Annotated in this window: 16 protein-coding genes and 2 pseudogenes; 9 read left to right on the top strand and 9 right to left on the bottom strand. The window is 32.1% G+C overall.

Annotated features, from left to right (window positions below):
• Nucleotides 1-35: 35 nt before the first annotated feature.
• Nucleotides 36-1,580 (bottom strand): hypothetical protein, encoded by a 1,545-nt coding sequence (locus OLM51_RS12885; protein WP_264551011.1) that lies wholly within the window; start codon nt 1,578-1,580, stop codon nt 36-38.
• Nucleotides 1,581-1,735: 155 nt separating this feature from the next.
• Here OLM51_RS12885 and OLM51_RS12880 point away from each other — a divergent pair, with 155 nt between their 5' ends.
• The 7 genes and pseudogenes from OLM51_RS12880 to acs all read left to right on the top strand — a co-directional run bounded on the left by OLM51_RS12880 (nt 1,736) and on the right by acs (nt 12,464).
• Nucleotides 1,736-2,911 carry a 2-isopropylmalate synthase gene (locus OLM51_RS12880; protein ID WP_264551010.1) on the top strand — a complete coding sequence of 392 codons (1,176 nt, stop codon included), beginning with the start codon at nt 1,736-1,738 and terminating at the stop codon, nt 2,909-2,911.
• Nucleotides 2,912-2,986: 75 nt separating this feature from the next.
• Nucleotides 2,987-4,105, top strand: coding sequence for a 3-isopropylmalate dehydrogenase (leuB, locus tag OLM51_RS12875; protein ID WP_264551009.1), 1,119 nt, complete (start codon nt 2,987-2,989; stop codon nt 4,103-4,105).
• Between the two features lie 271 nt (nt 4,106-4,376).
• Nucleotides 4,377-6,049, top strand: a pseudogene (ilvD, locus tag OLM51_RS12870) (dihydroxy-acid dehydratase).
• A gap of 164 nt (nt 6,050-6,213) precedes the next feature.
• Nucleotides 6,214-7,902 carry a biosynthetic-type acetolactate synthase large subunit gene (gene ilvB / locus OLM51_RS12865; protein ID WP_264551008.1) on the top strand — a complete coding sequence of 563 codons (1,689 nt, stop codon included), beginning with the start codon at nt 6,214-6,216 and terminating at the stop codon, nt 7,900-7,902.
• 91 nt (nt 7,903-7,993) lie between these two features.
• Nucleotides 7,994-8,515 (top strand): acetolactate synthase small subunit, encoded by a 522-nt coding sequence (ilvN, locus tag OLM51_RS12860; protein WP_264551007.1) that lies wholly within the window; start codon nt 7,994-7,996, stop codon nt 8,513-8,515.
• Nucleotides 8,516-8,591: 76 nt separating this feature from the next.
• Nucleotides 8,592-10,060 (top strand): annotated as a pseudogene (gene ilvC, locus OLM51_RS12855) (ketol-acid reductoisomerase).
• Between the two features lie 496 nt (nt 10,061-10,556).
• Complete coding sequence (gene acs / locus OLM51_RS12850) at nt 10,557-12,464, top strand: acetate--CoA ligase (RefSeq protein WP_264551006.1); 1,908 nt, start codon at nt 10,557-10,559, stop codon at nt 12,462-12,464.
• 105 nt (nt 12,465-12,569) lie between these two features.
• On the opposite strand, the gene OLM51_RS12845 is transcribed toward acs, so the two are convergent.
• The 6 genes from OLM51_RS12845 to OLM51_RS12820 form a co-directional block, all read right to left on the bottom strand.
• Nucleotides 12,570-12,956 (bottom strand): hypothetical protein, encoded by a 387-nt coding sequence (locus tag OLM51_RS12845; protein WP_264551005.1) that lies wholly within the window; start codon nt 12,954-12,956, stop codon nt 12,570-12,572.
• The gene (locus tag OLM51_RS12840; protein ID WP_264551004.1) at nt 12,953-13,888 is read right to left on the bottom strand and encodes a hypothetical protein; all 936 of its coding nucleotides are present in this window, start codon (nt 13,886-13,888) and stop codon (nt 12,953-12,955) included. Before OLM51_RS12840 ends, OLM51_RS12845 begins: the two co-directional genes overlap by 4 nt.
• Before the next feature lie 3 nt (nt 13,889-13,891).
• Entirely contained in the window at nt 13,892-14,236 is a 345-nt protein-coding gene (locus OLM51_RS12835; protein WP_264551003.1) for a hypothetical protein, read from the bottom strand.
• A 4-nt stretch (nt 14,237-14,240) separates the two neighbouring features.
• A complete protein-coding gene (locus tag OLM51_RS12830) occupies nt 14,241-16,049 on the bottom strand; it encodes a type VI secretion system Vgr family protein (protein WP_264551002.1) in 1,809 nt (602 codons plus the stop codon).
• Nucleotides 16,050-16,251: 202 nt separating this feature from the next.
• The gene (locus OLM51_RS12825) at nt 16,252-16,848 is read right to left on the bottom strand and encodes a PolC-type DNA polymerase III (RefSeq protein WP_264551001.1); all 597 of its coding nucleotides are present in this window, start codon (nt 16,846-16,848) and stop codon (nt 16,252-16,254) included.
• Nucleotides 16,849-16,850: 2 nt separating this feature from the next.
• Nucleotides 16,851-18,770, bottom strand: coding sequence for a DUF294 nucleotidyltransferase-like domain-containing protein (locus OLM51_RS12820; RefSeq protein WP_264551000.1), 1,920 nt, complete (start codon nt 18,768-18,770; stop codon nt 16,851-16,853).
• 1,000 nt (nt 18,771-19,770) lie between these two features.
• Between OLM51_RS12820 and OLM51_RS12815 the strand changes: the two genes are divergently transcribed.
• Complete coding sequence (locus OLM51_RS12815) at nt 19,771-20,079, top strand: type II toxin-antitoxin system RelE/ParE family toxin (RefSeq protein WP_319799984.1); 309 nt, start codon at nt 19,771-19,773, stop codon at nt 20,077-20,079.
• On the opposite strand, the gene OLM51_RS12810 is transcribed toward OLM51_RS12815, so the two are convergent.
• Complete coding sequence (locus tag OLM51_RS12810) at nt 20,071-20,391, bottom strand: hypothetical protein (RefSeq protein WP_264550999.1); 321 nt, start codon at nt 20,389-20,391, stop codon at nt 20,071-20,073. The two genes, OLM51_RS12815 and OLM51_RS12810, sit on opposite strands and share 9 nt — an antisense overlap.
• A gap of 1,213 nt (nt 20,392-21,604) precedes the next feature.
• Here OLM51_RS12810 and OLM51_RS12805 point away from each other — a divergent pair.
• Nucleotides 21,605-22,015, top strand: a complete 411-nt coding sequence (locus OLM51_RS12805; RefSeq protein WP_264550998.1) for a helix-turn-helix transcriptional regulator — start codon at nt 21,605-21,607, stop codon at nt 22,013-22,015.
• A gap of 85 nt (nt 22,016-22,100) precedes the next feature.
• Here the strand turns inward: OLM51_RS12805 and OLM51_RS12800 are convergent, their stop codons facing one another.
• Nucleotides 22,101-22,520: a hypothetical protein gene (locus tag OLM51_RS12800; RefSeq protein WP_264550997.1), complete on the bottom strand. Its 420-nt coding sequence runs from the start codon at nt 22,518-22,520 to the stop codon at nt 22,101-22,103.
• Nucleotides 22,521-22,634: the final 114 nt, after the last annotated feature.

Raw genomic sequence — 22,634 nt, 5'->3', positions numbered from 1 at the left:
TTTTTATTGGAATTTGGAATTTAAAAATTGGAATTTTATCTACTATTCAACTTTGCCTTTTCCTTAATGATATCCGCAATTTTACGATTCTCAATTTTACTTTCAAGCCAGGAAATAATATCTAAGTATAAGAAAGCTCTTTTTTCGTAAGTATTCTTTTCCAGTTCTACAAAACGGGCATGCATTTTTTTGAATTCCTTCTTGATATCAGTTGGATAAAAATTATTCAGGTTTCTAAGGAACTTAATAATTTCCTTTTGAACTTCATGTAAGTCGTTCATTTTTAATAGAAACTTATAAGTGTTTTTTAGATGATTTTCTAAGTAATAGTCTTTTCCTAATTCATAATGAGCAATCAAAGATAAAAGCCTTGCAAAGCACATTAGATCTTCGCGCATCGAGAGGTTTTTATTGTTGATGATCTTGTCCAGATAATTAATGCATTCATTATATTTTTCACTTCCAAAGTAAATAGAAGCGATTTTGTAGAAAAACAGCATCTCATGATGTTCGTCAAGATGTTCGCTATGAAGCTTTAATTTATCTAAAATCTCAGGAATTAAATATTCGCTTTCTTCAAAAGTACCTTCCAGAATATGTAAATTCAACTTATTGTTATAAACATATAAAAATGATAGTGATGCAATGTTATCATTCACAGGGAATTTATCATCTGCAATTGTTTCTTCTAAAAGAGATAGGTATTTTCTAAAATTCGACTGATATTTCAGCATATAAAGTGATTCCAGAAAGTAGTGGTTTCCTTTTAGGAAAAATACCGGATTCTGGTAAATCATATTTGGGTTATCATAAAAAAGCTGCACCCATTTATAAGCATATTTATAACTCGCCAGAAAGTCCTGAACCAAGAAACTGCGCCATAAATTGGCATTGTAGAACCAATATTTTTCACGAAAACCAAACTTGGTTTCATCTAGTTTTGCAATATGTTTATTAAAGTAATCATCGATATATTTGTATTCTTCATCATTCTTTACGTAACCTGTTTTTAGCATGATTCCGTAAAGTTGTAAGGATAGATTTGATAATTTACTTGAGATGGTATTACGATAATTCAGCTCTTTTGCCTGAATAACCAGTTCATCGGCACGGCCCTGAATACTTCGTGTAATATATTGTGATTCGATAAGTTTTTCGAATTCTACAATTTCATAAGCCATATATTTTTCATCATTCTCAAGAGCTACCTGTTTTGTTTTATCCAGAATTTTTAAACTCTGCTTATACAATCCTTTATTGTAGAGAATACCCGCAAAATCTATTTGCTCACGCAATTGATAACGAATATTCTGGCTCGGAATATTTAAACGTATGCTTACTAAAATTTGTTTGTAAAGATATGATTTTAAGTTGGATAGTTGTATTTTTTTAATGATGCCACTCTTGAGAATCAGCTTTTCATCGTAGGTTTCAGATTTGTCTAAAATATTGAATAATTCGATAAACTTTGTGTTTGAACTTGTTTCTAATCGACTCGCAAAAATTTTAAATTGTCTTTTTTCAGATTTAGAAAGTGATTTAATCAGAACAAATAGGAAATCTTTTTGATGGTTAGCCATTGTAAAAAATAATAATGTAACTTATTGATTGTCAGTTATCTATTGTGGTATAATTTGTTTTATGAACAGTATAATTTCAATAAAATGAATTTTGTACTGCATAAGTACGATATATATTTGTTATCACAATGTGAAATTACATTAAATTAATGAATATGAATAGAGAGAAAGTTCAAATTTTTGACACCACTTTGCGCGATGGTGAGCAGGTCCCGGGATGTAAGTTAGATACTAAACAAAAATTAGTTATCGCAGAACGACTAGACAAAATGGGAGTTGATATCATCGAAGCAGGTTTTCCTGTGTCAAGTCCCGGCGATTTTTTATCGGTCTCTGAGATTTGTAAAATTGTAGAAAATGCAACTGTCTGTGGGCTTACAAGAGCCGTAAAAAACGACATTGATGTTGCTGCAGCAGCTTTAAAGCATGCTAAGAAACCTAGAATCCACACCGGAATCGGAACTTCTGAATCTCATATACTCCATAAATTACAAACTACTCCGGAAGATATTATTGCAAGAGCAAAGTATGCAGTAGCTCATGCAAAAACATACGTAGAAGATGTTGAATTCTATGCAGAAGATGCTGGTAGAACTGACAATGCTTTTCTTGCAAAAGTTTGTGAAGAAGTAATTAAATCCGGAGCTACAGTATTAAATATTCCTGATACAACAGGATATTGTCTTCCTGAAGAATATGGAGCAAAAATTAAATATTTAAAAGAAAACGTAAAAGGAATCGAGAACGTAATCCTTTCCTGTCACTGTCATAATGATTTAGGAATGGCAACTGCAAATTCAATTGCAGGAGCTATAAACGGAGCGAGACAAATAGAATGTACTATTAATGGTATTGGAGAAAGAGCCGGAAATACTGCACTTGAAGAAGTAGTAATGATTTTTAAACAACATCCTTACTTAAATCTTGATACTAATATCAATACAAGAGAATTAAATGAAATGAGTCGTTTAGTTTCTGAAAGTATGGGAATGATTGTACAGCCAAATAAAGCGATTGTTGGAGCAAATGCTTTTGCGCACAGTTCAGGAATTCACCAAGATGGGGTAATCAAAAACAGAGCAACATACGAGATTATGGATCCACTTGATGTTGGTGTAAATGAATCCTCTATTATTTTGACAGCAAGAAGCGGAAGAGCTGCTTTAGCTTACCGTGCTAAAAAAGTGGGTTACGAGTTGACTAAAGTACAATTGGATATTGTATACATTGAGTTTTTGAAATTCGCTGATATCAAAAAAGAAGTTATAGATGCTGATATTCATCAAATCATCGAAGCTTGCAAAATTGATGGAGAATTAATTAGAAACTAGTTGAGAAGAGGATAGAAGAAAGAAGCAAAAAAATAGAAAAAAAATAAAGATTTAAATCATAAAGAACGAGACGTTATGAATTTGAAAATAGCAGTTTTACCAGGAGATGGTATTGGACCAGAAGTAGTTTTACAAGCCAAAAAAGCTTTGTACGCCATTGGCGAAGTGTACAATCATGAATTTGTTTTTGAGGAGGCTCTTATGGGGGCAATCGCAATTGAGAAAACAGGAAACCCACTTCCGGAGCAAACGCTAAATCTTTGTTTAAATACAGATGCCGTTTTATTTGGCGCAATTGGAGATCCTAAGTATGATAATAATCCAAATGCAAAGGTGCGTCCGGAACAGGGATTATTAAAATTGCGTAAGGAGTTAGGCTTGTTTGCAAACATTCGCCCTATTAAACCTTATAAATCTTTACTTGAATCTTCTCCTTTAAAAAGAGAAATTATTGAGGGTGCTGATTTTACTATTTTCAGAGAATTAACAGGTGGAGCGTATTTTGGAGCTAAAACATTAAATGAAGATGGCACACATGCCTCAGATTTATGTGAATATTCAGAAGAAGAAATTACCAGAATTGCACATTTAGCTTTCAAATCGGCACAAAACCGACGTAAAAAGTTAACAATGGTGGATAAAGCAAATGTTTTAGAAACTTCAAGATTATGGAGAAAAGTAGTTCAGAAAGTGGGCGAAAGTTATCCAGATGTAGCTCTTGACTTTTTGTTTGTAGACAACGCAGCAATGCAGATTATTTTAAACCCAAAACAATTTGATGTGATTCTGACAGAGAATTTATTTGGAGATATTTTATCTGATGAAGCAAGTGTTATCACAGGTTCAATTGGTTTATTGGCTTCGGCATCTTTAGGAGAAAAGAATGCGCTTTTCGAACCAATTCATGGCTCTTATCCACAGGCAAAAGGAAAAAATATTGCAAATCCGATTGCTTCAATTTTATCTGCAGCAATGTTGTTAGAACATTTTGGTTTGTTCAAAGAAGCTAATGTTATATATCAGGCTGTAGAAAAAGCAATAGAATTTAAAGTAGTTACAGTTGATTTAAAAGCAGATTCAAAATTCGGTACCAATGAAGTAGGGGAGTTTGTTTCTAATTTTATTTTCAGCAAAGATGATCTGCTTTATTTTAATAATGACAACGTTCATATTGGACAATCAACAATTGTTTAATATTTTTTGTTAAAAAGTATAAGAAATAACAAGAAGTGTGTGAAATGTTGAGATTTTATTTTTTTAGTTCTTAAAGTTTTTATACTTTTGGCTCACTGAAAAGAAAAAAAATGCAAAACTCAATTATTATTATTACTTCTATCGTTGTTGTCAATGTGATTAGCACATCTGCGTTGGGAATGGTATAAATATAATTGAAAAACTATATTACAAACCTTCCAAATACTGGAAGGTTTTTTTTTGAACAAAAATTAAAATAAAATAATACATAATGGAATTAAATAAGTACAGCAAAACCATCACTCAAGATCAGACACAGCCTGCGGCGCAAGCCATGTTATACGGTATTGGTTTAACTGAAGAAGATTTGAAAAAAGCACAAGTTGGTATTGTGAGCATGGGTTACGATGGTAACACTTGCAACATGCACTTGAATGATTTAGCAAAAGATGTTAAAAAAGGTGTTTGGGATGCAGATCTTGTCGGACTTATTTTTAATACCATTGGTGTTAGTGACGGGATTTCAAACGGTACAGAAGGAATGCGTTATTCTTTGGTTTCTCGTGATGTAATTGCAGATTCTATAGAAACAGTTGCAGGAGCACAATGGTATGATAGTATTATTGCAATTCCTGGCTGTGATAAAAATATGCCCGGAGCATTAATTGCAATGGGAAGATTAAATCGTCCTTCAATGATGGTTTACGGAGGTTCAATTCACTCTGGAAAATGGAAAGGAGAAACACTGAATATTGTTTCTGCTTTTGAAGCTTTAGGAAAAAAAGTAAAAGGCGAAATTACTCCGGAGGATTTTAAAGGAGTAATTAAAAATGCTTGTCCGGGGCTGGTGCATGCGGAGGGATGTATACTGCAAACACTATGTCTTCAGCAATTGAAGCTTTGGGAATGAGTTTGCCATATAGTTCTTCAAACCCTGCCTTGAGTCAGGAAAAAAGAGACGAATGTCTTGCTGCAGGAGCTGCTATTAAAGTTTTATTAGAAAAAGATATTAAGCCAAGAGACATTATGACTCGTAAGGCTTTTGAAAATGCTATTACAATTGTAGCAGTTTTGGGAGGTTCTACAAACGCAGTTATGCATTTGATTGCAATGGCACATTCTGTTGGTATTACAATTACTCTAGATGATTTTCAGGCTATTAATGACAGAACCCCGGTTCTTGCTGATATGAAGCCAAGTGGTAAATACATGATGGAAGATATTCATGAAGTTGGAGGTATTCCTTCAGTAATGAAATATCTGTTAAAAGTTGGACTTATTCACGGGGATTGTTTGACTGTAACTGGAAAAACAGTTGCTGAAAATTTAGCTTCAACTCCAGATTTACAGGATGGACAAGAAGTGATTCATGAAATTCAAAAAGCTTTAAAATCAACAGGAAACATTCAGGTTTTATACGGAAATCTTGCTTCTGAAGGTGCTGTAGCAAAAATCAGTGGAAAAGAAGGAGAATATTTTGAAGGACCAGCTGTTGTTTTTGAAGGTGAATTTGAAGTAATTCCAGGTCTTGAAGCCGGAAAAATTAAACCAGGCAATGTAGTCGTCATTAGAGGTTGTGGACCAAAAGGTGGTCCGGGGATGCCTGAAATGCTAAAACCTACATCTGCAATTATTGGAGCCGGATTAGGAAGCACCTGTGCACTAATCACAGACGGTAGATTCTCCGGAGGTTCACACGGTTTCGTGGTAGGGCACGTTACACCAGAAGCATATGACGGTGGTGGTATTGCACTAGTAAAAGATGGAGATATAATTGCTATCGATGCTAAGAAAAATACAATCGACCTGAAGATATCTGACGAAGAATTCGCTGCTCGTAAAGCAGCTTGGGTTCAGCCTCCTTTAAAAGTTGACAGAGGAGTTTTGTTTAAGTACGCTAGATCGGTGTCAAGCGCTTCTACAGGTTGCGTTACCGATAATTAATTAAAAAACAATATCAAAAATCAATATCAATGACAATGACAAAAAGCAATAGCAATAAAAATTAAAAATTTCAAAAATCAATTTAAAGTTTAAGATTGAAATTGATTTTTGAAATTGCTATTGATTTTTGAAATTGAAATTTGACATTGAAAAAACAATATACTATGAGAATATCAGGGGCAGAAGCCGTTATAAGATGTTTATTAGAAGAAGGAGTAGATTTGGTTTATGGCTATCCGGGTGGGGCTATTATGCCGGTTTACGATGAATTATATAAATTCCAGGATCAGTTACACCATGTTTTAGTACGTCACGAGCAAGGTGCAACTCATGCAGCTCAGGGTTATGCAAGAGCTACAGGAAAAGTTGGTGTGGCAATTGCAACATCTGGGCCGGGGGCAACAAATTTAGTCACTGGAATTGCAGATGCGCAGATCGATTCAACTCCTATGGTTTGTATCACAGGACAAGTTGGAAAACATTTGTTAGGTTCTGATGCTTTTCAGGAAACCGATATTATTGGTATTTCGACTCCTGTAACAAAATGGAATTATCAAATTACAGAAGCTTCTGAGATTCCTGAAATAATTGCAAAAGCATTTTATATTGCACGTTCTGGACGTCCAGGGCCTGTATTGATTGATATTACTAAAAATGCTCAGTTTGACGAGTTTGATTATAGTTATGAAAAATGTGCAGGAATTAGAAGTTATACTCCGGTTCCTAAATTAAAATTAGATAAAGTGGCTGAAGCTGCTGCTTTGATTAATAGTGCTAAAAAACCTTTTATTGTTTTTGGGCAAGGGATTATTTTGGGTAAAGCTGAAGCTGAATTTAAAGCTTTGGTTGAAAAATCTGGAATTCCGGCTGCCTGGACAATTTTAGGACTTTCGGCCTTACCAACAGATCACCCGTTAAATGTAGGAATGCTTGGAATGCACGGAAATTACGGCCCGAATTTATTAACGAATGAATGTGATGTTTTAATTGCATTCGGAATGCGTTTTGATGATCGTGTTACGGGTAAATTAAGTACTTATGCGAAACAGGCAAAAGTAATTCACTTTGAAATAGATCCGGCAGAGATTGATAAAAATGTGAAAACTGAAGTCGCTGTATTAGGAGATGTAAAAGAATCTTTAGCGGCTTTACTTCCTTTGATTGATGCAAAATCGCACGATTTATGGCATAATGAATTCAAAGAATTGCACAAAATCGAGTACGATTCTGTTATAAAAGAAGAATTAAACCCAACAAACGGTAAAGGAATTTCGATGGGTGAAACTCTTGAAATGATTAATAAACACTCAAAAGGAGATGCTATTATTGTTTCAGATGTTGGTCAGCATCAAATGTTTGCATGTCGTTATGCAAAATTTAATTCATCAAAAAGTAATATCACTTCCGGCGGATTAGGTACAATGGGATTTGCTCTTCCGGCAGCTATTGGTGCAAAAATGGGAAAACCTGAACGTGAGGTTGTTGCTATTATTGGCGATGGCGGATTCCAGATGACCATTCAGGAATTGGGAACTATTTTTCAAACTCAGGTTCCGGTAAAAATTGTGGTTTTAAACAATGAATTTTTAGGAATGGTGCGTCAATGGCAGGAATTGTTTTTTGACAATAGATATGCTTCAACAAAAATGATTAATCCAAACTTTGTTGCTATTGCAGAAGGGTATCATATTAAATCTAAAAAAGTAACACAAAGAGAGGATTTAGATGCAGCTGTGGCAGAAATGCTGGCTTCAAAAGATTCTTATTTCTTAGAAGTTATGGTGGAAAAAGAGAATAATGTTTTCCCTATGATTCCAACCGGAGCTTGTGTTTCAGAAATTAGATTAAGCTAAAGAAAAAAAAGTTTCAAGTTTCATGTTTCAGGTTTCACGTTCGCAGCAGAACATGAAACTTGAAACATGAAACAAATAAAACTAAAAAACAATGGAAGATAAAACATTTACCATATCGGTATATTCAGAAAATAATGTAGGATTGTTGAATAGAATATCGGGGATATTCTTAAAGCGACACATTAATATATTAAGTTTAAACGTTTCAGAATCAGAAATAGAGAATGTTTCCAGATTTATTATTGTGGTAAACACAACTGAAAAATGGGTTCAGAATATTGTTGGACAAATCGAAAAGCAAATTGAAGTTATAAAAGCTTTTTATCATACAGATGAAGAAACTATTTATCTAGAGAATGCTTTGTTTAAAATTCAATCCAGTTTGTTGTTTGATGAAAAGCAGATTCAGAATATTATTAAAGACAGCCAGTCTACTATTGTTACGGTTTCTAGAGATTTCTTTGTGATTTCTAAATCTGGAAGACGTTCAGAAATAGAAGAATTATATGCAAAATTCAAACCTTACGGCATTATGCAGTTTGTACGTTCTGGAAGAATTTCGGTTTCTAAAGAAAAAATGGAAATCTCAACAATGCTCGAAACATTCAAGTAAAAAAAGATTTTTAAACACAACTAGTTATAAATTAATCAATTATTAAATTTCATTTCATTAAATATTTTAAAACAAAATGGCAAATTATTTCAACACATTACCACTTAGATTACAATTAGAACAATTAGGAGTTTGTGAATTTATGGAGCAGTCTGAATTTGCAGACGGTATTGCTGCATTGGCCGGAAAAAAGTTGTCATTGTAGGCTGTGGTGCACAAGGTTTAAATCAAGGTTTAAACATGAGAGATTCAGGTCTGGATATTTCTTATGCATTACGTGCAGATGCAATTGCTGAAAAAAGAGCTTCTTATAAAAACGCTACCGAAAATGGTTTTAAAGTGGGAACTTATGAAGAATTAATTCCAACTGCCGACCTTGTATGTAACTTAACTCCGGATAAACAACATACTGCTGTAGTTACTGCAATTATGCCATTAATGAAGAATGGATCGACTTTAGCATATTCTCACGGATTCAATATTGTTGAAGAAGGAATGCAAATTCGTAAAGATATCACTGTTATTATGTGTGCTCCAAAATGTCCTGGTTCTGAGGTTCGTGAAGAATATAAAAGAGGATTTGGTGTACCAACATTAATCGCTGTTCACCCTGAAAATGACCCAAACGGATTTGGTTTAGATCAGGCAAAAGCTTACGCAGTAGCAACCGGAGGACACAAAGCCGGGGTTTTAAAATCATCTTTTGTAGCCGAAGTAAAATCAGATTTAATGGGAGAGCAAACAATCCTTTGCGGATTATTGCAAACTGGATCTATTTTATGTTTTGATAAAATGGTCGAAAAAGGAATCGATGCTGCTTATGCTTCAAAATTAATCCAATACGGATGGGAAACTATCACTGAGGCTTTGAAACATGGTGGTATTACAAATATGATGGATCGTCTTTCTAATCCTGCAAAAATTGAAGCTTATGAGCTTGCAGAAGAATTAAAAGATATTATGCGTCCGTTATTCCAAAAACACCAGGACGATATTATTTCTGGAGAATTCTCTAGTACTATGATGGCTGACTGGGCTAATGATGATGTTAACTTGTTGAAATGGAGAGCAGCTACAGGAGAAACTAACTTCGAGAAAACAGCTCCGCAAGAAGCTCCTATCTCTGAGCAGGAATATTTTGATAACGGAGTATTAATGATTGCAATGGTGAAAGCGGGTGTTGAATTGGCTTTTGAAACGATGACTGAGGCTGGAATTATCGAAGAATCAGCTTATTATGAGTCATTGCACGAATTGCCTTTGATTGCTAATACAATTGCAAGAAAGAAATTATTCGAAATGAACCGTGTAATTTCTGATACTGCAGAATATGGTTGTTATTTATTTGATCATGCTTGTAAGCCGTTATTGACTGAGTTCATGAAAACTGTTGAAACAAATATAATCGGGAAACCATTTTCAACTTCAAACGGAGTAGATAATGCGGTATTAATTGCAGTAAACAAAGAAATTCGTCAACATCCTATCGAAGAAGTAGGCGCATGGTTGAGAGAATCTATGACAGCAATGAAAAAAATTGGATAATAAATTGGGAATTACCACACATTCGACTGTGATGGGATTTGCACTGTATCTCTGTTTGATGTAATATTTTGAATTAGTAAGCACTTATTAAGAAAAAAGATATAGATGCATGTTGCATTCACTTAACTTCTGTGAGCAAGTAAGTTAAGTGAAGCTATTCCCTAAATGGGGTATATTTAGAATTAAATATACTTGTTGAAATTTATTTTTTAATTAATAAAGATGCTGCTAATTTTCAAAATAGATATAGTCATGCAGTGTACTAATTACGAAATTAATTGTTATTGAAATTGTTAAAAATAAAAAGGCGTGGTATTTATTTGCCATGCCTTTTTTGTGATATGCATTTTAATGTTAAAAAGTATATTTTTATATAAAACACATAAAAACGAGATTTTTTTTTAAATATGTGTTTTTTTTTGCCAAAATTTATGAATTAAATAATTTTAAGAATACACTGAGATTTAATACATTTATAAAAAAATTCCAAAAACGTATGAGTTATTATAAAATTGAAAATTTAGAACAATATTTTAAACATTACAATAAGTCAATAAGGGAGCCAAGAAAATTTTGGGGTAAAATCGCAGAAGAAAATTTTACATGGTACCAACAATGGGAGAAAGTAGTTGATTTTAATATGGGGGATGCTGAAGTAAAATGGTTTACGGAAGCTAAGGTTAATATCACAAAAAACTGTATTGATAGACATTTAAGCAAAAGAGGCGAAAAAACGGCAATCATTTTTGAACCGAATGATCCTTCTGAAGAAGCTTTACATATAACATATAATGAACTATACGAACGAGTTTCAAAAATGGCGAATGTTTTGCGTGAGCAAGGTGTTCGTAAAGGAGACAGAGTTTGTATTTATTTACCAATGATTCCAGAGCTTGCTGTAGCTGTTTTAGCTTGTGCAAGAATTGGAGCGATACATTCGGTTGTTTTTGCCGGGTTTTCGGCTTCAGCAGTTTCTGCAAGAATTAATGACTGTGAATGTAAAATGGTTATTACTTCTGACGGAGGTTACAGAGGAAATAAAACAATTGATCTTAAAGGGATTGTAGATGAAGCTTTAGAATCTTGTCCTTCAGTAACTAAAGTTTTAGTAGCTAAAAGAACTAAAACTGAAGTAAAAATGAAAGAAGGTCGTGACGAATGGTTACAGCCTTTATTAGATGCAGCTATGGATAATAGTGTTGCAGAAATTATGGATGCTGAAGATCCTTTATTTATCTTGTATACTTCAGGATCTACGGGTAAACCAAAAGGGATGGTGCATACCACAGCCGGATATATGGTTTACACAGCCTATACTTTTAAAAATGTTTTTAGTCACGAAGAAAATGATATTTTCTGGTGTACTGCAGATATCGGATGGATCACAGGTCACTCTTATATATTATACGGACCATTATTGAATGGTGGAACAACAGTTATTTTTGAAGGAGTTCCATCTTACCCGGATTTTAGCCGTTTTTGGGATATTATCGAAAAACATAAAATCACACAATTTTATACAGCGCCAACAGCGATTCGCTCATTAGCAAAAGAAAGTTTAGATTATATTCAAAAATATCCTCTAAAATCGCTTAAAGTTATTGGATCTGTTGGAGAGCCAATTAACGAAGAGGCTTGGCACTGGTTCAATGACCACGTGGGAGATAAGAGATGTCCGGTGGTAGATACATGGTGGCAAACCGAAACTGGAGGAATTATGATTTCGCCAATTGCTTTTGTAACACCAACAAAACCAACCTATGCAACTTTGCCATTACCTGGAATTCAGCCTGTTTTGATGGATGAGAAACGTAACGAAATCGAAGGAAATCAAGTTGTGGGTAGTTTATGTATTAAATTCCCATGGCCTGGAATCGCCAGAACAATCTGGGGAGATCATCAACGTTACAAAGACACTTATTTTTCTGCTTTCCCTGGGAAATATTTTACAGGAGACGGAGCTTTAAGAGATGAAGTTGGTTATTACAGAATTACCGGTAGGGTAGATGATGTAGTAATTGTTTCCGGACATAATTTAGGAACAGCTCCTATTGAAGATGCGATCAACGAGCATCCTGCAGTTGCTGAATCTGCTATTGTTGGATTCCCACATGACATAAAAGGAAATGCTTTGTATGGTTTTGTAATTCTAAAAGAAACTGGAGAAGTTAGAGATCGATCAAATTTAAGTAAAGAGATTAATCAGTATATTTCGGATCATATTGGGCCAATTGCAAAATTAGATAAAATTCAGTTTGTGTCTGGTTTACCAAAAACGCGTTCAGGAAAAATCATGCGTAGAATTTTGCGTAAAATAGCCGAAGGTGATTTCTCTAACTTTGGAGATACGTCAACTTTGTTGAATCCGGAGATTGTAGACGAAATTAAAAAAGACAGAATTTAATTTCTGAAAGGAATAAAAGTAAAAATGCCTCTTAATTTTAAGAGGCATTTTTATAAACCTAATAATTCTTAAACTTCAAATTTTATGCAAGGATAATCTTAATTATTAATGAAGGTATTCTTTTATTTTTTTTCCATCCTTTTTATTAATTAGTATAAATTTGCATGGTCCGTTTGCTGAACAACCACTTCGAAATAATAATTTATTTGAGTAATCTTTAATTAATTGATAGCCCAATCGATATGTATAAGGGTATAAATTTACATCTACTTCATTAATTGCAATTTTAGATTTATTAGGTTTCTCTAGGGTTAGCCATATGCGATCGCAATTAAATTGCCAATAAAGATTATAATTCTTCTTTAGTTTGATTGTATCACAATTTATGTTGCTTTCATTCATTAATTTATTTTCATTGCAAAAGCAATTTTTATTCTGAGCCGAACAAATACTAATTTGAAGTATTATTAAAAATAATATATTCTTTATCATTTGATATCTTCTTTAGGTTTTGAAATATTAACTTCTTTCCAAAATATAGTCAAACAATATTGAGCTGTCGACTGTAATCTAATTTTATTTTTATTTTTCATTCCTCCATAATTCTCAACGGCATATTTTTTTTGTGGCACATTAAAGTATTCCGATCCAAATTTAGACGAAACATTTAATTTCCATTTTTCATAGAGTTCATCCGTTATATCCCATCCCATTACATTAACTTTGAACATGAAAGTTCCGTTCGAAGTAGAATCTTCATCTTTTGGTAAATGAGCTTGTTCGGCACCATCCCACTGTACAGCTCCATTACTAAAATCTTCACCATTTTGTAAAACATTGATTTCTGCTGCAATTGCATGAATCATATTGGTCTCGTTTCTTTCGTCATCTTTTTTCTTTCTAAATTTAATAGCAGCAGGTGCATTAACACCGTAAGCAATTTTATTTCTTTTATGAACACTAGCAATAGCAAACAATTCATATTTGTCTACTATACCATAACCAATTGAGCTCTCTGCATAAACAGTTGATGCAGAAATTATAAACTTTTTATGGGTGATATTTGCCTCATTTTCTTTCAATAATTTGGTGTTGTTGTATGTGACAAAATCATTTCCATCTTTATTTTTCTGAGTAGATTTTCCATCACAAACATAAACATCGTCAAAACTTCCTTCAAAATCGGGTTCATTTATTTTTCCTTCAAAAGTTCCATCTTTATTATAAAAATGTCCATTTATGTATAAAATATTAGGTAGAAATCTAGATAATGGTGGTTCCTCAGGTTCACCATAACTATAACTTTTGGCAAAATATTCAATTTTGCCGTTAGAGTTGTGTTCAATTCCTCCTTTGGCATAAACTCTGGAAGTTCCTCTTGTCTTTTCTATAATGTTTCCTTTTACTCTTATGTATTCTGACATGATTTATTCTTTTTCGGTTATAGTATAGGTTAAAAAGTCAATAACATGAAGTTGATCATCGGTATAAAAAGTTTTATTGGCAATTTCCTGAATTTGTTCTTTGGGCATCATGATTACACTGGAACCATCTGATTTTCTGATTTCATCGCCCATTTTTTCTAATCTAAAAACTTCAAAATTGATTCTTATATGACAAGATGAGTTTGTCATATAATTTCCGAATGGATCTCTATAACTAACATAATTCTTTCTAATTAAAAAACTGGCATTGTTCTTTGAATTATGAAAACTATAGTTTTCGATACTGTCTCCCATTATAGTGATGCCACTAATTTTTCTGATCGCCATTGTACTAATTTTGCTTGGTTACTTCACTACTATTATTTTGTATGTCATTCTGAGAATGAAACTCATGTCCAACTTCACTATGAGTAATTATTTTGTTTTCAGAAGCTATATTTCTATTTTTCTTAACCTCTGAATTAGAATCACCATCAATTTGTTTATAACTATCTCCAGCCACATATAATTTCTTGTCCAAGCCAACACTTGTATCTAAAATTCCACCAACACTTAGGGTCTTGTTTAGAGTTGCGGTTTCTGTAATATTCATTCCTGCTGTAGTCATAATACTTTCAGATGCATTGATAATTAGATTTTTGCAGTTAAGAGTCAAAGTTTCTGGCACGGTCAAGGTTGTACTTTTAGTTTCTTCATTCATGTGCAGTTCATTTCCACTTGGGTCAGAAAGCCAAATGCCGACTTTTTCAATGAACTTAAATAACTGTCCGAAAAGAAGTTTCCAGCCTTTGATACTGTTTTTAGGGTCATAAAAGTCTGATTTTGCCTGCCCGTTATAATGCGCTCCCATAACATAAGGACATTGGGTATTACCGCCTTCAAAACCAACTAAAACTTCCTCATCGATTTCAGGGATAAAATAAAATCCTTTTCCGGCTGCGGTATGTGGCTGAATCATTCTGATCCATTGACTTGATTTGTTTCCTGATGCCCAATAAAATTCAACCTGTACACGTCCGAGTCCTTCGGGATCGTTGTTGTCTTTTATTTTTGCCGGTTGGGTTTCTGCCTTGGCAAAAACTTTTGTGTCTGTATAGTGCGGTGCCGAAACATCGGCAGGAATAGCTTTAAATTCGCAGGAATAATTGCCGTGTACTTGGGAGTGGTGTATTGCTTCTATACAAATAAGCTGATGCTCTACGGTTTGGTTGATAATGGTGAAAACCTGGCCTAAACCTAGAGGAAAGTAAGATATTCCACTGTAGTACACACTGTTTGCATCGTTTCCGGCAGTCTGCAGTGTAACCATTTCGTCTATTTCGTCTTTGTTTTTTGCATTATTGGTATAAGCGCCAATATTCAGTTCTGGCTGGGTAACTGTTGCCTGATTAAAACCAACAATAGAAGCAAAACTGTCTTTACTTCCTACAGAAGTTCGCTGCGAAGAATTTCGGATACCCGAGGCATTATTATAATCATAACCTGCCAGCGAGATTTTATGTGCGCTCATATTGGCCTGAATCTTAAAGCTGTGCAAAGAGGCACCGTTTATTAATTTTATATTAGAAGTTTTAGTCTGCCCAAACTGCATGCGCATTCCGTCAAAATAAAGCCACTGACCGTAACGCTGAGCTAGTCTTTTTATAAAATTAAAATTGGTTTCGTTGTACTGGGCCATATAATTAAACTCTTTCATATAGGTTGATCTTATGGCGTCTCTCTGGTAAAACTCAGTTGGACCTTCTGATAAAATATTCAGAACAATATCATCCAGACCTCTTTCAAGATAAGTTCTGGATTTTGGCATGTCATCCAATATAATAGTGTGACTTATTCCGCTTACGTGCAGGCCAACAGCGCTCCCATTTTGATCTACGGAAGTTAATCCGGTTATAATACCTTTACTCATTAGTTTTATTCCTGTCAGGCTTTTGAAGGTAAAAATGACTTCATCACCAAGATAACTTCGTATTGCTTTGGCCTGATCTTCCGGTTTTATAACTGCTTTACCGGTATATTGCCACACAAACGAAAAATGATGATGATCAGCCATTTTTTGTGACAATTTTAAATCGTAGTAAATAACGTTTTGAGTAAAACTGCTTATCATTATATGTACTTGTTCTGAAAAATGTGCCATAATTTTAATTTGAGTTTTGATTAGATAAATAAGATATTTACCTAGTAAACATATGCTTACAAATTAAAAAGCAAAGAACAAATAAGGTTTGTTTACAACAGAATAAGACTTATTTAAATATTAGAACAAAAAAACGCCTCAATATTTGAGGCGTTTTCTATCCAAAAAAATGGAATTTTGATATTTTCGAATTTCAAAAGATTTATTTAATACCTAATCTTGATTTAAGTTTTAAAAATAAAAGGGCAATTTTATAAGCATCTTCTGCAGAAGAATTTCTGTCACTTTTTGGAATTTTATAAATTTCGCATAAATCGTCCAATGAAAATTGCTTGTCATTGATATCAGTTAGTTTTCGGTACATCATGTCAACATCAAGAGCTTCATTTTTTAATCTGCCGCAATCTAAACGTTCTAATGCCGAATTGATCATTTCAATGTCGAAATTAATATGATGACCAACCAAAATAGAATTTCCAATAAAGTTAATAAAAGCTTCTAAAGCTTCAGATTCCTGCATTTTGATCATTTTACTTTCTATGATAAATTCATTAGAAAGCCCGTTATCCTGCAAAAATTTATATTGCAACAAAACAGATTCAAAATTATCTTTAATTACAATGCTGTCATCAATAACAGAAAATGCACCTAATGACAAAATAACATCTTTATCCGGATTTAATCCTGAAGTTTCTGTTGATAAAACAACAAATCTGTTAGGTTTAATTTCGAATTTAGTTAGATATTCCTTCCAAAAATCAGGATATTCTTTATTAATATTTTTAAGCCAGTCTAGCATGTTTATGAGAATTGCGTAAGTTGAAATTTACTCTTAATAAGTTCCTCAAGGTCTTTCATTGGGGTTAAAGCATTTTTTAACTTTTCTTTGTCTGTTTTAGACATTTCTCTTACATTAATATATTGTCCTGAATCGTCATTTTTCAAGCCTTCAACAGTTCTGAATTTTGAGAGTGTTAAAAATGCTTCTGCGCAACTTAGGTAAATTTCAGCGTTTTTAGAATCTGTAATGGCTAATTGTTTGAATCTTAAATAAGTATTTTTGATTCCTTTGATGTTAGCATTCAAAATCAACAAGCGGGCAGCATCAATTAATGGCATTAAAGCACGTGTTTTAATGTCAAATTTAGTTTTGTGCGGGCCTTCTTCTTCAACAATAAATTTCTTGAAGAAACTTAAAGGAGAATTCTTTTTTAAAGCATCATTTCCTAAAAAGTCAAAAAATAAAGTATTGTTGACAGCGTTCTTAAAAATAACATTTTCAATTACTTCTTCAATTTTTGGTTCTCCAAAAACAATTTCATAATCAAAGAAAATACTGCTTAGATCATTGCTGTTTTCACCTGGAGTATTCATCCAGCTGTTGTATTGTTTTGTCCAGTCAGTCAATGATTTACACCACAGCATGTTGCTTCCCATATGTCCGTTTGGGCAAAACTCGTAACCCACTTTTTCAAGTATAGAAGTAGCTCTTTTTGCTAATCTCAAAAAGTAATCTTTTACTTCTCTGTATTTTTCTGGCGCAACATCTTCAAAGATCAAAATGCTATCCTGATCTGTAAGTAAAAGTTGTTCTTTACGTCCCTGACTTCCAATGCTTAACCATGCAAAACGAGCAGGAGGTGAGCCTAAATCTAAAATAGACAACTCTACAGAACGTTTTATAATCGCTAAGTTAATTTCGCTCGCAATATTGCTGATATGCGAAATTGGAATATTCTTTTGAATCGAATTCTGAATCAGATCTGATAATCGATCGCGAATTTGTTTTAAATCTTTTGGCAACTGCGAGCGTTTAATCTCTTTGATTAAGACACCCGGGTTACTGGCTTGAGCAACAATTAAATCGTGTTCTGAGATTATTCCTTTTACAGCAGATTTGCTTGTACCGTCTTTAGTTACACATAAATGAGTTACATTGTGTTTTAGCATAAGCAATTGCGCTTCGGCTAAAGATACATTCTCGATTACCGTAACAACAGGCGACGACATAATTTTATCAATAGATTCAGAAATAGGGTATCGACCGGTTGCAATTTTTGAAGCCAGATCGGTAGCAGTTACAATCCCGATAGGTCGGCTTTTCTCACCACAAACAATAATATTGTCAACCATTGCCTCAGTCATTAAGATGGCAACATCTTTAACGATATGATTTGCTTCGGTGGTTAAAGGAGAATTATTATACGTAAGCGACTGAATATATTGCATTTCCGATTGCTGATCTACATAAAAAGAAGTATCAGAAATCATTTTTCCATTAGAGTTCACGCTGTCCTTTGTATGTCTTGAATTTGTTGCAAAACTTTCCAGTAAAAAGTTTAAAACATCAGAATTATTAGCTACAAAAGGTCTGAAAACTGCAATAGGAATAGCATATATAATGCTTTCTTCACGAGCTTTGGCTGTCATCATGTAGTTATTTTTGGCAAAGAATGGTCTAAGTCCAAAAATATCACCTTCATGACATTTATTAATAATGGTTTCCTCGGCATCTGCAATTGTGGTTAAATTGATTGTACCGGAAGCTACAACATAAAAGCTATCATGAAGAACATCATTATTCTGAAATAATACAGTATGTTTCTCTAAATTAAGTACGCGAATATTGGTTGCAATATCAGATAATTCCTGAAAAGTTAAATTATCAAATGGCGGATATTCTTTTAAAAAGTCTGCAATATGCTCAGCAATTGTATTCATACGTTTGTTGATTTTTCTAAAGTATCAAATGTAAAAATAATAAAATAAAGTCTTACAATGATAGCATCTTTAGCAGAATATAGTTAATTTAAGTAAAAGTTAAAAATTGCCGATTTTAAAGCTTTAAAATGGTTTTTTTGCTTTTAAAATCTTAATTATCGTTGTATTGTTCATTGAATTGAGATTTTACTATCAAAAAATTAACATAATCTTGATTTGTAGTATCTTAAAAAACGGAGTAGATGATAATTTGGGCGTGATTGATTTAGAAGTTTTTTTGGCAATGAAATGAATAATTATAGAAGTTCTTAAATATTCTATTTTACATAATATAAATTATAGGTCAAAACTATATATCGCTAATTGGATGCAGGTAAGACTTTATTTGTTGTATTTTCCATTGTATGAGTATTTTACCTTTAGTTTGTTGTTGATCATACTCTCGTATAAAAAAAATGTTTGTTTCTTTTTCAATTAACGAATTTATACATGCCTATCCGTATTTCAACTTTTAAAAAATTATGTTTATGGAATCTTTTAAATTTCTCGTATTTGGAAAACTTTTGTGTTTTTTTCTAAATAACAGATTTATACACATATTTCATCAGCTAAAAAATCATCGCATTTGTACCATGCTTCAAATTTCTCGTATTTGAAAAATTATTTTATTTTTTCTGAAATACTGAATTTTTAGGATTTCTATATTTGAACTAAAAATTCATCACATATATGGGATTCTTCAAATTTCTCATATTTGGATAATTATTTTATTTTTTCCCAAATAACGATTTATGCATGTACATCAGCTAAAAAAATCATCGCATTTGTCTAACGCTTCAAATTTTTCGTTTTTGAAAAATTATTCTATTTTTTCTGAAGTATTGAATTTTTAATATAAATATAAAGTTTATTAGTACAAAAACTTAAAATGTATTGGTATAATAAAGTAAGTAAAAACGTATGTTTTTACTGATTTTAGTTTTTATTTTTGAATTGATTTATATTTACATCAAAATGGTTTACGGAAGTAATTTGGACTCAGAAAGCAGAGAAGACTTATACTAAAAACTATGAGTATTTAGTTGAGAATTGGACTGTGGCAATTGCTGAAAAGTTCGATGAAGAAGTATTGAAAACAATTGATATTATATCAAAAAATCCTCATTTAGGTCGTTACAACAGAGATTTTGATTTTAGTAGTATTTTAGTTGTAAAGCAAATAACTTTATTTTATACAGTTGCAGGTAATAAAATATTTCTTTTGCTTTTTCATGATAACCGGCAAAAACAGGTTAAAGATTTAGTCTAAATTATTTTTCTTTTTTGCTTTTATTCTTTTAACCATTTCGCTGTGTGGGATAGCTTTTCCGTTTTTGATATCTTCTTTACCCTGTTCGATCTCCTCCAATAATTCCCATTTATTATACTCTACTGGATCAAGAATTTTTGCAATCGAAAGCATTTCATTGATCGTAAAGGTTTGATTTTGAAGTTTTCTGTAATATGTCGGACTTGACAAACCTAATTGCTCTATTATATACTTTTTTTTGTAAGGCGATTTATCTATTAATTCGTCTAATTGTGTAGCAACTTTTCTGTATGCGATAATTTCTTGTAACATATATGAAGCTTTTTTGTTATATTTAATTTAGTAAAATTAGTAAAAATATGTTATATGTATTTGATAAGTTATTTTATTTTTTTAACACCGGATTTTTGACAATAATGAATTTGAGTGAAAAACAGCACCATATGTAGTTCTTCAAATTTTCCATATTTGAGAAAATATTTTAATTTTTCTGAAATATCGAATTTTTAGCATTTCTATATATGAGCTAAAAATTCATCGCATATATGTAGTTCTTCAAATTTTCCATATTTAAGAAAATATTTTATTTTTTTTAAAATAATGGATTTTTGCAAAGACTTATAATTTGTTGTTTTTTTCAAATGAGAATGATCGATAATACTGCAGCTTCAAATTTCGCATATTTGAGATTTTTATTTTTTTATTTTCAAATAATGGATTTTTACAAAGACTTATAATTTATTATTTTTTCAAATTAACATCATCGATAATTCAGCTGCTTTAAATTTCTCATATAATTTACAAAGGCTTTATTCTGTGAATAATATTAATTCTTATGGGAGATATAAGTAATATAAAATATGTAAGAGATATTAATAATACAATAGATGTAAAACTAAGTAGAGATATAAGAGATATAAGAAATATAAGAGGTCTAAGAGATATAAGAGGTCTAAGAGATATAAGAGAGGTGTTAAAGATACTATACATAAAAAATTATACATAATAATGTGTATAATTTGTACACATTACATATATTTGTACTTAAATTTAAGTATTAGATTTAATAATTAAATTTAAGCATTAAATATAATAAAAGAAAACCTAGCACAAAGGCTAGGTTCTTTAATAAGATAAAAGTATTGGTAGTACTCTATCTTAAAATTAAATAAAGAAATGTATTATTTCCCATGCAATACTAATAGCGGAAATAATGATTTGGAATTTTATCCAATTTGTGGGTAACTTTTCCATTACATTCAAAAGAAAATTTTAACCCTGATTACACCATGTAAACAGGGTGTTTTCTTGTTTGTAAAAATACATATTCTATTTTTTACTTCCAACACCTAAATATTGACTAATTTAAGTAGTTATTAACAAAAAAAACAGTTATAACTATTCCGTTCGTTTGAAAAAAGGTATAATTATTTATTCTTTTATAACAATTGACAAAGTGAAATTAAAATTATTGGCACTATATTTAGAAATAATCCTATATTTGATATTTACGATATAAAGCAATATGACAGATAAAATAATACATCAAGGTAGAAATATAAAGCGTTTCCGTGAAATGCTGGGTATTAAACAAGAAGCCCTTGCATATGAGCTTGGCGAAGACTGGAATCAAAAGAAAATTTCTCTTTTGGAGCAAAAAGAATTGATTGAAAATGATATTTTAGATCAAGTTGCTAAAATTCTTAAAGTGCCTGTTGAAGCTATCGAGAATTTTGATGAAGATTCTGCAATTAATATCATAGCAAATACTTTCCACGATAGCGCTGTTGCAAATACTTTTTCAGATGGTGCACAAGCAAACTTCAATTGTTCATTCAACCCTCTTGATAAAATGGTGGAGCTTTACGAGCGTATGCTTCAGCAGCAAAAAGAAATGATTGAGAAGTTGGAGAAATTGATTGATAAGAAATTGTAACAGTAAAATAAGTGTGTTTTCTACAATTATAAACAAAAAAGCATCACGTAGTTTGTGATGCTTCAAATTTCTCGTATTTGGAAATTTATTTTATTTTTTTCAGAAAAACAGATTTTCCGTTAAGTGAAACTTCAACCTGATCTGTCTTGTCAGTAAAAGTTGTTCTTAAAACGCTTCCTTTAAAAAGTTGTACGTTACCGTAAACTTTTCCAGTATCATCTGATACGTATTCAAATACTAATTTTTTATTGTCAGGTTCAATACCTAATTTATAACTTGAAAATTTGGTTCCCTTAATATCAAACTGCTGCTGCGAGTCAATAATATTTCCATCGGCATAAAAATTTGTGATGGCCTTGGTCAAGGTGATATCCGGATAATACTGATTTACTTTTTTCAAAAGTTCATATTGGTCTACACTTACCTCTTCAAGCTTTGAAGTAATAGTTTGTGCAAAAGAAATTGACGAAAATAGAATTGCTAATAATAAGAAGTACTTTTTCATAATTTTTTAAAATTTTAGATTAATAAATTGGTTTAACAAATTTTATGCGTCTGTAAATTTAAATTTTGTCATAAATACTATTTAAAAACACTACAAGTTATGAAAACTCTACCT

This window comes from Flavobacterium sp. N2038 (assembly GCF_025947185.1).
In the GTDB taxonomy this organism is placed as follows: Bacteria; Bacteroidota; Bacteroidia; order Flavobacteriales; family Flavobacteriaceae; genus Flavobacterium.
Note: the sequence above shows the minus strand (reverse complement) of the source record. Positions and strands in the feature narration are given on the sequence as shown.

What these genes read in the sequence shown, in the direction of transcription:
- OLM51_RS12885 (WP_264551011.1), bottom strand. Translation starts at nt 1,580, where the DNA reads ATGGCTAACCATCAAAAAGATTTCCTATTTGTTCTGATTAAATCACTT.
- OLM51_RS12880 (WP_264551010.1), top strand. Translation starts at nt 1,736, where the DNA reads ATGAATAGAGAGAAAGTTCAAATTTTTGACACCACTTTGCGCGATGGT.
- leuB (WP_264551009.1), top strand. Translation starts at nt 2,987, where the DNA reads ATGAATTTGAAAATAGCAGTTTTACCAGGAGATGGTATTGGACCAGAA.
- ilvB (WP_264551008.1), top strand. Translation starts at nt 6,214, where the DNA reads ATGAGAATATCAGGGGCAGAAGCCGTTATAAGATGTTTATTAGAAGAA.
- ilvN (WP_264551007.1), top strand. Translation starts at nt 7,994, where the DNA reads ATGGAAGATAAAACATTTACCATATCGGTATATTCAGAAAATAATGTA.
- acs (WP_264551006.1), top strand. Translation starts at nt 10,557, where the DNA reads ATGAGTTATTATAAAATTGAAAATTTAGAACAATATTTTAAACATTAC.
- OLM51_RS12845 (WP_264551005.1), bottom strand. Translation starts at nt 12,956, where the DNA reads ATGATAAAGAATATATTATTTTTAATAATACTTCAAATTAGTATTTGT.
- OLM51_RS12840 (WP_264551004.1), bottom strand. Translation starts at nt 13,888, where the DNA reads ATGTCAGAATACATAAGAGTAAAAGGAAACATTATAGAAAAGACAAGA.
- OLM51_RS12835 (WP_264551003.1), bottom strand. Translation starts at nt 14,236, where the DNA reads ATGGCGATCAGAAAAATTAGTGGCATCACTATAATGGGAGACAGTATC.
- OLM51_RS12830 (WP_264551002.1), bottom strand. Translation starts at nt 16,049, where the DNA reads ATGGCACATTTTTCAGAACAAGTACATATAATGATAAGCAGTTTTACT.
- OLM51_RS12825 (WP_264551001.1), bottom strand. Translation starts at nt 16,848, where the DNA reads ATGCTAGACTGGCTTAAAAATATTAATAAAGAATATCCTGATTTTTGG.
- OLM51_RS12820 (WP_264551000.1), bottom strand. Translation starts at nt 18,770, where the DNA reads ATGAATACAATTGCTGAGCATATTGCAGACTTTTTAAAAGAATATCCG.
- OLM51_RS12810 (WP_264550999.1), bottom strand. Translation starts at nt 20,391, where the DNA reads ATGTTACAAGAAATTATCGCATACAGAAAAGTTGCTACACAATTAGAC.
- OLM51_RS12805 (WP_264550998.1), top strand. Translation starts at nt 21,605, where the DNA reads ATGACAGATAAAATAATACATCAAGGTAGAAATATAAAGCGTTTCCGT.
- OLM51_RS12800 (WP_264550997.1), bottom strand. Translation starts at nt 22,520, where the DNA reads ATGAAAAAGTACTTCTTATTATTAGCAATTCTATTTTCGTCAATTTCT.